At 63.7% G+C, this 12,684-nt stretch carries 13 protein-coding genes and 1 tRNA gene; 4 read left to right on the forward strand and 10 right to left on the reverse strand.

Translation table 11 applies throughout. From position 1 onward, the window contains the following. Window positions 1-16: 16 nt before the first annotated feature. Window positions 17-286, reverse strand: coding sequence for a recombinase family protein (locus Q0996_RS25560; RefSeq protein WP_367575681.1), 270 nt, complete (start codon window positions 284-286; stop codon window positions 17-19). 226 nt (window positions 287-512) lie between these two features. On the opposite strand from Q0996_RS25560, the gene sat reads away from it, so the two are divergent. The 4 genes from sat (at window position 513) to aprA (ending at window position 5,085) form a co-directional block, all read left to right on the forward strand. Next, complete coding sequence (gene sat / locus Q0996_RS22260) at window positions 513-1,685, forward strand: sulfate adenylyltransferase (protein WP_299625226.1); 1,173 nt, start codon at window positions 513-515, stop codon at window positions 1,683-1,685. A gap of 242 nt (window positions 1,686-1,927) precedes the next feature. After that, complete coding sequence (locus Q0996_RS22265) at window positions 1,928-2,713, forward strand: hypothetical protein (RefSeq protein ID WP_299625228.1); 786 nt, start codon at window positions 1,928-1,930, stop codon at window positions 2,711-2,713. A 63-nt stretch (window positions 2,714-2,776) separates the two neighbouring features. Then, window positions 2,777-3,241: an adenylyl-sulfate reductase subunit beta gene (gene aprB / locus Q0996_RS22270; RefSeq protein WP_299625230.1), complete on the forward strand. Its 465-nt coding sequence runs from the start codon at window positions 2,777-2,779 to the stop codon at window positions 3,239-3,241. Further along, window positions 3,241-5,085 carry an adenylyl-sulfate reductase subunit alpha gene (aprA, locus tag Q0996_RS22275; protein WP_299625233.1) on the forward strand — a complete coding sequence of 615 codons (1,845 nt, stop codon included), beginning with the start codon at window positions 3,241-3,243 and terminating at the stop codon, window positions 5,083-5,085. Before aprB ends, aprA begins: the two co-directional genes overlap by 1 nt. 110 nt (window positions 5,086-5,195) lie before the next feature. On the opposite strand, the gene Q0996_RS22280 is transcribed toward aprA, so the two are convergent. From Q0996_RS22280 to Q0996_RS22320, 9 genes are all read right to left on the reverse strand, one after another. Continuing rightward, on the reverse strand, window positions 5,196-5,552 hold the full coding sequence (locus tag Q0996_RS22280) for a nucleotide pyrophosphohydrolase (RefSeq protein ID WP_299625236.1): 357 nt from the start codon (window positions 5,550-5,552) through the stop codon (window positions 5,196-5,198). Between the two features lie 52 nt (window positions 5,553-5,604). Next, window positions 5,605-6,393 carry a metallophosphoesterase gene (locus Q0996_RS22285; protein ID WP_299625239.1) on the reverse strand — a complete coding sequence of 263 codons (789 nt, stop codon included), beginning with the start codon at window positions 6,391-6,393 and terminating at the stop codon, window positions 5,605-5,607. A gap of 229 nt (window positions 6,394-6,622) precedes the next feature. After that, entirely contained in the window at window positions 6,623-7,243 is a 621-nt protein-coding gene (locus Q0996_RS22290) for a phosphoadenosine phosphosulfate reductase family protein (protein WP_299625241.1), read from the reverse strand. A gap of 378 nt (window positions 7,244-7,621) precedes the next feature. Beyond that, window positions 7,622-7,697: transfer RNA gene (locus Q0996_RS22295), tRNA-Lys, on the reverse strand. A 156-nt stretch (window positions 7,698-7,853) separates the two neighbouring features. After that, window positions 7,854-9,008, reverse strand: a complete 1,155-nt coding sequence (rodA, locus tag Q0996_RS22300) for a rod shape-determining protein RodA (protein WP_299625242.1) — start codon at window positions 9,006-9,008, stop codon at window positions 7,854-7,856. An 8-nt stretch (window positions 9,009-9,016) separates the two neighbouring features. Then, a complete protein-coding gene (mrdA, locus tag Q0996_RS22305; protein WP_299625244.1) occupies window positions 9,017-10,909 on the reverse strand; it encodes a penicillin-binding protein 2 in 1,893 nt (630 codons plus the stop codon). A 21-nt stretch (window positions 10,910-10,930) separates the two neighbouring features. Beyond that, entirely contained in the window at window positions 10,931-11,440 is a 510-nt protein-coding gene (gene mreD, locus Q0996_RS22310; RefSeq protein ID WP_299625247.1) for a rod shape-determining protein MreD, read from the reverse strand. A gap of 24 nt (window positions 11,441-11,464) precedes the next feature. Further along, window positions 11,465-12,388, reverse strand: a complete 924-nt coding sequence (mreC, locus tag Q0996_RS22315) for a rod shape-determining protein MreC (RefSeq protein ID WP_299625250.1) — start codon at window positions 12,386-12,388, stop codon at window positions 11,465-11,467. A 119-nt stretch (window positions 12,389-12,507) separates the two neighbouring features. Then, on the reverse strand, window positions 12,508-12,684 hold a 177-nt coding region (locus Q0996_RS22320), incomplete at its 5' end, for a rod shape-determining protein (RefSeq protein WP_299625256.1).

A 12,684-nucleotide genomic window follows, 5' to 3' on the forward strand; every position in this document is an offset into this window, starting at 1 on the left:
ACGGGGGGGGGGTCGGCTAGGAGATCTCTCGCCTGGACCTCAGGTTCCACTTGTAGCCTATCGCAATCGGCTGGTCCCAGATCGCGACCAGGCAGGCGATGTGGCAGCTTTTCCGGGTGCCCCGGAAAGAAAGGGTCCTACAAAGGCTCGCTACATCAGCCCGATCGTGGGACAGACGGTCGAGGCTTTCAGCCACCACGACCTCGAAGGCCCCGCCTTGAGCATCGGTCAGCAGCTTCTGGTAGGCCGGACGCAAGACGGAAGTCCCGATCGGGCGATGTCTCAACCTGACCCCATCTAGACGGTCGGACTATTCACCGACAACAACTCCGGAGCGTTAAACATGTGGAAAAGGACAAGCGCCGTCTTGCCGGCTCTCTTGATCGGTTCTGGTGGATGGTGGTTCTATCTTGTCGTCGATTGAGAACGTGAGCCTCACAGTGGGCCCGGGTAGTCGCGTGATTGCCACCACCGTGCTGGCGTGAGAACGCTGAAACGAGGATGACTGCGCCATGTCCAATCTAGTTCCGCCACACGGCGCAGAAACTCTGAGGCCGCTGTTGCTGCCGGAGACGGAGCGGCCGGAGGAGCTGAAGCGGGCGGAACATCTGAAGAAAGTCCCGCTGTCGACCCGCGAAGTCTCTGATCTGTTCATGTTGGCAATGGGCGCCTACACCCCGCTCGAGGGATTCATGGGCGAGGAGGACTGGCGCGGATGCTGCGTCGACATGGCGCTATCGAATGGCCCGTTCTGGCCCATCCCAATCACGCTCTCCTGCGAGACGGACCTCGCCGGGAGCATCCAGATCGGCGAGGAGGTTGCGCTGCTGGACGGCGAGAACGGCGACATTCTCGGCGTCCTTACTGTCAACGAAAAATACCCGATTGATAAGGAATTGGAGTGCTCGCGCGTCTACCGGACCACAGAGACGGCGCACCCTGGCGTGCAGAAAGTGATGGAACAGGGTCCGATCAATCTCGCGGGACGCGTCATGGCGCTGTCGGAGGGGCATTTCCCCGAGACCTACAAGGGCCTCTATCATCGACCGGCGGAGACCAGGGCGCTGTTCCAGGAAAAGGGGTGGTCCAGGGTTGCCGCATTCCAGACGCGCAACCCGATGCACCGCAGCCATGAACATCTGGCCAAGATCGCCATTGAGATCTGCGACGGCGTGCTTATCCACCAGGTGCTGGGCGCTTTGAAACCGGGCGACATTCCGGCCGAGGTTCGCGTCAAGGCCATCGATGCCCTGGTCAACCACTACTTCGTCCCGGGAACGATCATACAGGCCGGCTATCCGATCGAGATGCGATACGGGGGCCCGCGTGAAGCTTTGCTTCACGCCGTCTTCCGGCAGAACTTCGGCTGTTCCCATCTGGTTGTGGGGCGTGACCATGCCGGCATCGGCGATTACTACGGTCCCTTCGACGCCCACCACATCTTCGACACACTGGAACCGGGCAGCCTGAGAATCCAGCCGCTGAAGGTCGGTGTCACCTTCTACTGCAGCAAATGCGACGGCATGGCCACCGACAAGACCTGTCCGCACGGCGAGGGAGACCGGCTGACGATCTCCGGGACCCGCTTGCGGGAGATGTTTGCCCAGCACGAGACCGTCCCGCCCGAGTTCAGCCGGCCTGAAGTCCTGGAAGTGCTGCAGGCCTATTATGATTCCCTTCACTGACCCACCCCCATAAGGTGTTGCGGCAAGACCAGACGCTCGCCCTGATACGTGAGAGAGGGCTGCATTCGGGGCGTGCCGGCGGAATCTTTGCTACGGCAACGTTTCGACTGAGTTGCGTTTGCGGGTATGGTACTGTTTGTTTTGGCTGATTGGCTGGTCTGAGTTGGGAACTGGCACATGAAGCGACTGTACTGGGGCCAACTCAGAACGTTGGGAACTGGCTGATATCCGGGGGGAACCCAATGCTCACCACCAATCCCTTCGCCGAGCTTTCGGCGTCCATTTCGCCCGCCGTTATGCAGGCATACGTCGTCATCATGATCATCCTGGTCGCCGGTGGCACGCTTTTCGACGTCTGGCATAAGAAAAGCGCCAGGTACTTCTTCGACAACTGGCGGAAAGCGAGAAGCAAAGGCACGGAGCAGGTCGGTAGCGGGGAAATGGCGTCGCTCGCGATCCAGACCGCTGTGGTCGATGTCGCGACATCCGCCGAGTTCTGCAATCCGCACCGCAGGATCGCCCATCTCCTGACCATGTACGGTTTCCTGATCTACGTGATCACCACCGCGATCATGGTTTTCGGCTATCCGACGCCGGCTGCTCCCACGCCCGCCATTCTGCCGCTACTCTGGGTTCTCGGCGCCCTGATGGTCTGCGGCGGCGGCTACTGGTTCTGGTTTGTCATCCGGGTCGACGTCGCCGCCGAGGGCCATCCGCCCTACCGCCTTGTGCGTGCCGATCTGTTCATTCTTTCGCTTCTGGGAAGCGTGACCTTTGGGTTGATCTGGGCCTTTCTGCAGGCGGTGAACGGTCCTTTGACGACCTTGTTTCTCGGCTTGTATCTGATTGCGACAACCATCCTCTTCGGATCGGTTCCGTGGTCGAAGTTCTCACACATGTTCTTCAAGCCGGCGGCTGCGCTCCAGAAAAGGGTTGCCAGCGCTGACGGCTCGCGCAGCAACCTGCCCGCCCCGGCCGACAAACCGGCAAACCTGGGTGATCCCCGCAGGCAGCCCAGCCACTACTAATAAAGCTACTACTAATAAGACGAAGGCGTCGCTGGTCTTCGGTACAGGAGGGAACTGACAACAATGCCGACATTCGTTTACATGACCCGCTGTGACGGCTGTGGACATTGCGTCGATATCTGCCCGTCCGACATCATGCATATCGACACCACCTACCGCCGCGCCTTCAACATCGAGCCGAATATGTGCTGGGAGTGCTATTCCTGTGTGAAGGCCTGTCCGCAGAACGCCATCGATGACCGCGGTTACGCCGACTTCGCGCCCTTGGGCCACAGTGTCCGCGTCCTCAGGGAACCGGAGAAGGGGGTCATTTCCTGGCGGCTGCAGTTCCGCGACGGGCGCGAGAAGAATTTCGTGTCGCCGATCCGGACAACGGAATGGGGATCGATCAAAGGGCCGGCCGAGTACGACGCGCCCAGCGCTGAAGATTTCGACAAACAGGAACTCGCCCACGAGCCGGAGTACCTCAATATCGAGGGCGGGCTGCCGGCCTTGCGCCCGGATCAACTGAAGCAGGGGTTGGTCTGATGGGACTGTTCGGGGGCAGGAAGACGGTCTTCGTCGATTCCGACGTTCTCGTCATCGGCGGCGGCATGGCCGGCTGCGGGGCGGCATATGAATCCAGGTACTGGGGACGCGACCTGAAAATCGTCTGCGTCGAAAAGGCGAACATCGAGCGCAGCGGCGCCGTCGCCCAGGGCCTCTATGCGATCAACTGCTACATGGGCATGCAGTGGGACGAGAATCAGCCCGAGGACCACGTCCGCTACGCCCGGAACGATCTCATGGGCCTGGTGCGGGAAGATCTCGGCTACGACATCGCCCGCCATGTGGACTCGACGGTGCACAAGTTCGAGGAGTGGGGCCTGCCGATCATGCGCGATCCGAAAACGGGGCGGTATCAGCGCGAAGGTAAATGGCAGATCATGATCCACGGCGAAAGCTACAAGCCGATCGTCGCCGAGGCCGCCCGCAAGGCCGCCACGGAAGTCTACAACCGGATCATGGTGACCCACCTGCTGATGGACAAGACGAAACCCAACCGGGTCGCCGGGGCCGTCGGGTTCAATGTCCGCACCGGTGATTTCTACGTCTTCCGCGGCAAAGCCGTGATCGTCTGTGCCGGCGGCGCCTCGCACATCTTCAAGCCTCGCGCGGTGGGCGAAGGCATGGGGCGGACATGGTATGCGCCCTGGTCGAGCGCGTCGGCTTATGCCTTGCCGATCCTTGTCGGCGCGAAGATGACGCAGATGGAAAACCGCATCGTCCTCACCCGCTTCAAGGACGGCTACGGCCCCGTGGGCGCTTACTTCCTGCACCTCAAGACCTACACGGAAAACGTCTACGGCGAGGAATACGAGTCCACCTGGTACGAGGATACCAAGGCGCTGGTCGGCGACTACATCGACCGCCATCCGGTGCCGACCTGCCTGCGCAACCATGCAATTCTCAAGGAGGTCGCAGCGGGGCGCGGCCCCATCCGCATGGTCACCAAGGAGGCTTTCCAGGATCCCCACAAGGAAACCGTGGGCTGGGAGAACTTCCTCGGCATGACCATCGGCCAGGCGGTCGTCTGGGCTTCACAGAACATCGATCCCAAGCACATCAATCCCGAACTGACCACCTCCGAGCCCTACGTCATGGGCTCCCACGCCACCTGCTCGGGCGCCTGGGCGAGCGGGCCGGAAGACTACGCCCCGTCGGAGTATCAGTGGGGATACAACCGCATGATGACCGTCGACGGACTCTTCGGCGCCGGCGACACCATCGGCGGTACGGCGCACAAGTTCTCCTCGGGTTCCTTCACGGAAGGCCGGATCGCCGGCAAGGCGGCAGTGAAGTACGTAAACGACATGGGCAAAGACCAACCCGAGGTCAGTGAGGCGGAGTACGAAGACCTCAAGAAGGTCGTCTTCCAACCCTTGGAGAACTACGAGGTCGGTCGCAATGAGATCGTCGCGGGCACCGTGTCACCCAACTACATCCTGCCGATACACGGTCTTCAGCGTCTCGAGAAGATCATGGATGAATACGTCGGCGGCATTGGCACCAACTACATGACGAACGAGTGGCAGCTCAATCGCGGCCTCGAATTGCTGGGCATGCTGAAGGAAGACATGGAAAAAATGGGGGCCGAAGACCTCCACCAGCTACAACGGACGTGGGAGCTCCACCACCGGATCCTGGCCTCGGAGTCCGTGACCCAACACACGCTGTTCCGCAAGGAAACGCGGTGGCCGGGATACTACTATCGCGGCGATCACATGAAGCTGGATGACGAAAACTGGCATTGCTTCACCGTCTCCCAATATGACCGGGATTCCGGCAAGTGGGAATTGGAGAAGGCTCCCGTGTACCACATCGTCGATTGATCAAGATCGGTCAATGACGTCCACCGCCCTGCTCCCCGCGGTCAGGCAAGCGGAATGCGGCCGCAGCTCCAGAGACCGGGGGCGCAGGAGCGAAGAGAGCGCCTGTTCCGTCAAAGTTCGGTGTATTTGCGGGCGTTGCCGCGCGCCTTCTCCACCGGGTATTTGCGCTCATTGATTTCGATCTTGTCCATCGCTGCCGCGTCGAGCTCGAACCCCGCCCGCTCGGCGATCAGCAGCAGATAGAGCAGCACGTCGGCGCATTCTTCGGCGAGGCGAGCCCGGAATTCCGGCTCGTCGATCCGGGCTTCGACCTCATCGTCGTCCTGCCACTGGGTCAGTTCGAGAAGCTCTGCGGACTCGATGCTGGCCGAAAGCACAAGATTCTTGAGCGAGTGAAAGCGCCGCCAGTCACGGGCGTCGCGAAACGCGATCAGGCGGTCGGTAAGCTCCGCAAGCGTCGTTGGCATCGTATGATTCTCCGCCGTGATGCTCGATTTTCGCTGCGGCTCCTTAGAGCGCTCAGCCGGCGTTCCCGGCCGGCAACGCCTGGCGCTGCCGCGCGGCTCGGATCTCGCTGACGAAGCGCTGCTGGGCATCCAAGCGATGGAGCTTGTAGAGGGGAACCGACTGCAGTTCGTCCGAATAGCTGCCGAGCCGCAGATCGACAGCGACGCTTGGCATGCTGCTCACCGGCACCCCGGCGATCTCGCCCGCTGCGTCGCGGTGGGTATGGCCGCAGAACACTGCGACGACCTGCCGCTGCCCCTCGAGCACGCGGCTCATTCTTTCAACCGATTCCCAGGCTTCGAACTGAAAAGGATACTTGGACTCGCGCACCTCGAAGGGCGGATGGTGCATGAAGATCGCGGTCGGCTTGGTCGTGTCTTCGGCGAGGGCCGCGCGGAGGTTTTCCGCCCGGATCTGACAAAAGTCCCCCTGGTTGCTGCTTTCGCTGAGCGTATCCACAGCGATCAGCCGCACCGGGAATGCATCGCTGCGGTACTGCACGAAGAGCGTATCGGGCAGGAGATAGTCGTCGGCGGGAAAGGCTGAGCGTAGCGCGGCACGCTCGTCGCGGTTCCCCGCCGCGACATGAAGCGGGCAGCGCAAGGCGTCGAGAAGGCGCCTCGCCGCCTCGTATTCCGCCGGCTTCCCGTTCTGGCTGAGATCGCCGGTGTGGATAACGACGTCCGGCAGCGGATCGAGGCGGTTGATGTCCACCACGCAGTCTTCGAGATTGCGGAGCCGGGCAGCACTATTCGGGCCATCCAGATCGATATGGGTGTCAGAGATTTGCGCGATGATCATGCCGCTCCACATATACCAGTCGTCGCCACATTACGAACAGCCCTGATGCCGTTCTTCCGGCCAGGTTGGGCCCCAGTGTGCATTGAGATCGTAATCACCTGACAGTGGGTCATCGCCGGGCGGCAGCCTCTCATGGGGCCGGCGGACCTGTTCGTGTCGAATCTGGATTTGGGTGGCCCCCACGCCCGATCGCCATCGGTTCGGCCCACCGCGTGCGAGGCGGCGGCGCTCAATAGTGATGGTGTGGGACGCCTCTCGATTCTTCCTTGGCTGGCTCTCGTGGAGGCAGGATCGAGCGAGGGTGATAGGACAACCCATGCTCCTTCATGAAACTGCGCACCTGGTCTTGCGTCCACGACGCCAATGGGTTGATCCGAATGAGTCTGCCTTCCTCAATCACCCGCGGCTTCGGCGTCTCGGTGTAGGGGCCATGGTACACCCCGCTGATCCAGCAGTCGAAATCCGCCAGCGACCGGTTCAGATCGACAAAATCGTAGACGCGGGTGTGATCATCCGCTTTTACCGCCCACAGGCCTTCGCCGTGACTGCAGTCGTCGGGCAGAGGTTTGCCTTCGTCCTCGGCAGGTCCGCGGATGTCGCGCAGGCCGAGTTGGCTGACAAGTTTCGTCCGATACTCCAGGCTGTCGGGATAGAGGTTTGGCGCATGGCAGAACACGATCGGCGTGGCGGGGTCGATCAGCGAGATCATCTTCAGCAGCACGACACTGCGCCCCCTGAGCGAACAGGTCGCCACTGTCTTCCGCGGAAAAGCTTCAGTGATCAAGAACCGCAGAAGCGCAAGGGCATCCATATCCCGGGTGCGTTCCCGAAGTTCTTCGACATCGAGCATTGCAACCTCCCTGGGTTGCCCGACCGGCAAGCCGTACGTTCGAGCAGGATCGCCTCTGGTGCCTGACTATACCGGCTTCCAAGTCCCTGTACATTCCCAAGCTGCATACCGCCCCATTGCCAAGATCAATCCCGATGGCTGACATCCCCTGGCACTATCTCGACTATGGCCATGAGACAGTTCGGTAGAGGTGGTTGCGTGCCCGGGATCTGAACCTAACAGGCGTCGGCTGTGGCAACGGCACATCCGTGTCGCAACTGAACTGCTCTCAGCTTCAAACAGGCGGACTTCGATGTAGCGATGGCCGGATCGCTACCCAAAAACGCTACCCAGAGTCTGGAAATAGCAACCTCAACTGCTGGAATCTGGGAGAAAGCTTGGTGGGCGTACTAGGACTCGAACCTAGGACCCGCTGATTAAGAGTCAGCTGCTCTACCAACTGAGCTATACGCCCCCAAGGTGGGGTCCCGGCGGCTGGCGGCCCCGTTCGGGCGCGCAGTCCGACTTGTCCGGAGAAGGCTCCGGCGGCCGGGATGCGGGGTGATAGCAAGTCCGCCCCCCTTTGTCGAGAGGAGTTTGAAGAAGATCTCTCGCGGGCGGTTCCGGCCCCCTACCCCTCCGAGGTTCCCCGGCGGGAGATGCGGATGTCGCGGTGGATGTAGCAGGAGATGATGAGGCCCATGGCGGTCATCACCGTGAGCAGCGCGGTGCCGCCGTAGGAGACCAGCGGCAGCGGCACGCCGACCACCGGGAAGACCCCCATCACCATGGCCATGTTGATGAAAACATAGAGAAAAAGGTTGGTGGTGAGGCCGATGGCCAACAGCCGGGCGAACTGGTTGCGGGCGCGGAAGGCGATGGCGAAGCCGTAGGCCAGCAGCAGGAAATAGAGGCCGAGGAGCCCGAGGCTGCCCACCAGGCCGAACTCCTCGGCCAGCATGGTGAAGATGAAGTCGGTCTGCTTTTCCGGCAGGAAGTTCAGGTGACTCTGGGTGCCCTGGAGGAAACCCTTGCCGGTGACCGCGCCGGAGCCGAAGGCGATCATCGCCTGCAGGCTGTGATAGCCGGCCCCCAGGGGATCGTTCTCCGGGTTGAGGAAGGTCATCACCCGGGCCTTCTGGTAGTCGCGGAGGAACTGCCAGGCGACGGGAACCGCCGCGCAGCCACCGACGAAAACGATGGCGAACTTCCACCAGCGCACCCCGGCACAGAACAGCACCGCGGCGGCGGCCAGCAGCAGCATGCCGGCGGTGCCCAGATCCGGCTGCTTCAGCACCAGGGCCGCCGGCGCCAGGATCAGGGCCAGGGGCAGCAGCAGGTAGGTGGGGCGGCCGATTTCCTCGGTGGAAACGCCGTGGAAGTAGCGGGCCAGGGCTAGCACCAGGCAAACCTTCATGACCTCCGAAGGCTGCAGGCGGATGAAGCCGAGGTCGATCCAGCGCTGGGCGCCCATGCCCACCGAGCCCATCACCTCCACCGCCACCAGAAGGGCGAGGCTGGCCAGGTAGATGAGGTAGGCGTAGCGGAACCAGAACCGCACGTCGATCAGCGCCACGGTGAACATGATGACGACGCCGAGGCCGAAACGCACCATCTGGCGCGAGGCCCAGGGCTCGACCGAACCGTTGGCCGCCGAGTAGAGCATGGCGAAGCCCACCGCGGCGATCAGGCAGAGCAGGATCACCAGGCCCCAGTTGAGCTGCCAGATCTTCTGGCGCAGGGTCATTTCCGGGTTGCGGGTGGAGAGGAAGGTATCCGCGGGCATGGCTGGGACTATCCCCGCTTCACCGACAGCCCGTCCGCCAGGATCGGCAGGGAGGGATGCGCCACCGGGTCGCGGCGCTGGGTTTCGATCAGGATGTCGCGGGCGATCGGCGCCGCCACCTTGGAACCGCCGCCGCCGTGTTCCACCACCACCGCGCAGCAGTAACGCGGCTTGTGCACCGGCGCGTAGGAGACGAAGAGCGCGTGGTCGCGGCGCCGCCAGGGCAACTGTTCGTTCTTGGTGACGCCCGCGGCGCGCTCGGCCATGGTGATGCGGCGCACCTGGGAGGTGCCGGTTTTGCCCGCCAGCTCCCAGCCCTCGTCTTCGATGCGGGCGCGGTAGGCGGTGCCGCGGGGATGGTTGCTGACGGCGTCCATGGCCTCGCGCATGAGAGCCAAATGCGCTTCCGGCACGTCCAGGGGGGCGAAGTCCGGTGCCGGCGGCGGTGCCGCGGGGTCCTCGTTCTCGGCACGCACGCCGCGGGTCAGGCGCGGCACCACGGCTTTGCCGGTGGCCAGCCGCGCGGTCATCACCGCAAGCTGCAGCGGCGTGGTGAGGACAAAGCCCTGGCCGATGGAGGCGACAAGAGTCTCGCCGCCCTGCCAGGGCTCGCCGATATTGGCCAGCTTCCAGTCGCGGGTTGGGATGACCCCGCCCTTCTCGCCGAAAAGATCGATGCCCACCGGTTCGCCGAGGCCGAAGGTGCGGGCCATGGCCGCGATGTTGTCGACGCCCACCTTGCGGGAGACGTCGTAGAAGAAGACGTCGCAGGAATGCTGGATGCCGCGGATCATGTCGACCCAGCCGTGGCCGTGGCGCTTCCAGCAGTGGAAGCGGGCACGGCCCAGGGTCATGAAACCGGGGCAGAAGGCGCGGTGGTCCGGGCCGATGCCGGCTTTCAGCGCCGCCAGGGCGACGATCATCTTGAAGGTCGAGCCCGGCGCGTAGAGCCCAGCGATGGCCTTGTTGTTCAGGGGCTTCAGCGGATCGTTGAGAAGGTCGTTCCACTGCTTGACGGTGAGGCCGATGTTGAAGGCGTTGGGGTCGTAGCTGGGCACCGAGCCCAGCGCGAGCACGTCGCCGGTCTCGATGTCCATGACCACCGCCGAGGCGCTCTTCTCACTCATCAGGCGCTGATGCACGAAGGTCTGCAGCCCGCCGTCCACGGTGAGCACCAGCTCGTCGCCGGGCTTGCCCTCCTCGCGGTTCAGCTCGCGGATGACCCGGCCGTAGGCGTTGACCTCGATCTGGCTGTTGCCGGCGGACCCGCGCAGGGCCAGGTCGTACTTCTGCTCGATGCCGTTCTTGCCGATGCGGAAGCCCGGCAGCTCCAGCAAAGGATCGCCGGTGAGGTCGCGCTCGGCCACGGCGGCGACATAGCCCAGCACGTGGGACATGCTGGAGGCGTAGGGATAGTCGCGGATCTGGCCCATCTCGATGGACACACCCGGCAGGTCCGGGCCGTTCACCTCAACCCGGCTGACCTCGTCCCAGGTCAGGTTCTCGCGCACCGTCACCGGCACGAAGCCGCGCTTGCGCGAGACCTCGCGCAGCACCCGCTTGTAGTCGTGCTCGTCGAGCGCCATGAGCTGGGAGAGAGCGTTCAGCACCCGCTCCACGTCGCCCGCCTGTTCGCGCACCAGGACGACGCGGAAGTTCTGGCGGTTGCTGGCCAGCGCATAGCCGAAACGGTCGAGGATGCGCCCGCGCGGCGGCGGCAGCAGGCGCAGGTTGATGCGGTTGTCTTCGGCCAGGGTCCTATAGCGGTCGGCCTCGACCACCTGCAAGTAGTACATGCGCGCCGCCAGGCCGGTCAGCAGCAGCGCCTGGGCACCGCCCAGCAGGAGACCGCGGCGCGAAAAGGCGCGCTGGCGTTCGACGTCCTCGTTCTTCTGCAGCATGGCCCGTCCCCGCTGCCCGCTCTAGCGCTGGAAGAGGCGCTGGCCGCGCAGGAAAAGCCAGGCCAGGACGGGGTAGAGAGCGACGGTCATGAGGAACTGGAAGAACACCGGATCGGGGTCGATGTAGGTCAGCATGGCCAGGCAGGTGAACAGCCAGGTCACCGCCATGGCGGCGGCCGCCACCAGCATGAAGACGCACCAGATCAGGATGAAGGAGGCGGAGAGGAAGAAGCGGTGCTGCCAGACCACCAGGGCGTGGGCCAGCAGGAGGCCGAGGATGCCCGGCCCCCAGACCCCGCCGGCCAGCAGATCCTGCACGAAACCGATGAGAAAGACCGCCCAGATGGGCATCAGGTCGGGACGATGCACCGACCAGAAGAAGACCCCCACCAGGGCGACCGCCGGCATGATCGGGGCGAAATCGGTGACCCGGAGCGGCAGCAGCGCGAAGAGCACCAGCAGAAGGGTGACGAAAAACGGCGAGATGGTGCGGGCCACGCCGTCCAGGCGATGCAGCACCCCCTGTCTCACTGGACCTGCCTCACTGCCCCTGCCTCATTGCCCGGGACCCTCAGCAGCGGCCGCGGCGGTTTCCGCCTCGGCCGAAGCCGCCCGCGCGGCTTCCACGGACTGGAAGTCGAGGATCCCGCTCATCTCGAAGTCGACGATGCGCAGGAATTCCATATGGGCCCAATCGACGAAGGGCTCGACCCGGACGCCGGTATCGCCGACGGCGGAGACCACGCCGATGGGCAGGCCCGGCGGAAAGACGCCGCCGTGGCCGGAGGTGGTCACCTGGTCGCCGATCCGCAGCTTGGCGGTGGGACCGAGATAGAGCAGCTGCGGGGCGTCAGTGTTGTCGCCGGCGAGGACCGCCCGGTCGCGCCCCTGCCCCACCACCACGGGAATGCGGCTGTTGATGTCGGTGACCAGCAGCACCCGTGAGGAGCGCAGCCCGACCTCGGCGACCCGGCCGGCCAGCCCGGCCCCGGTGGTCGCCGCCTGTCCCTTGGCGATGCCGTTGCGCTCCCCGGCGTTGATCAGCACGCTGCGCACGAAGGCGCCGCCGGGATCGCCCACCACCCGCGCGGTGATGAAGCGCATCTGCGGGTCCGGCACCATCTGGCTGAGATTGCGCAGGGCCGCGTTCTCGGCCTCCAGGCGGCGGGCGACGGCCTGCCAGTGCAGCAGGCGGGCGTTCTGTTCCTTGAGGGCGACGTTCTCGCTCTGCAGGTTGGCCAGGGCCTCGGCCTGATCGATGACGCCGCTCAGGGTGTCCACCGGCTGCGAGACGGCATCCAGGATCGGCGTCACCATGTCGGTGACGGCGGTGCGGGTTTCTTCGACGAGAAAGGAATTGGTGCGGCCGATGAGCATGAGGCCGAAAGCGGCGCCGACCAGGAGCAGCAGAGCAAAACGACTTGCCCAGGCCTTGAGCGGCGAGGCAAGGCGAATCTCTGAGCCGGTCGGTTTGTTCACAGGTCCTCCTGTCGTGGCCATCCCCCCATGGGCCTACGAGCGACCGATTCGGGCTAAGCTACCGAATGATCACAACAAATTCAAATGAAGAAACCATTGACCGCCAATAATCAGGGCACTCAATACATGGAAATGAGGACGTTCTTCAGAACCTTCATTTCCTCGAGGCAACGACCGGTGCCCAGGGCGACGCAGGACAGCGGGTCGTCGGCGATGGAAACCGGCAGGCCGGTGGAGGCCCGCAGCACGTAGTCCATGTTGCCCAGCAGCGCGCCGCCGCCGGTCAGCACGATGCC

The organism is Pelagibius sp. (assembly GCF_028289705.1).
Taxonomy (GTDB): Bacteria; Pseudomonadota; Alphaproteobacteria; order Kiloniellales; family Kiloniellaceae; genus Pelagibius.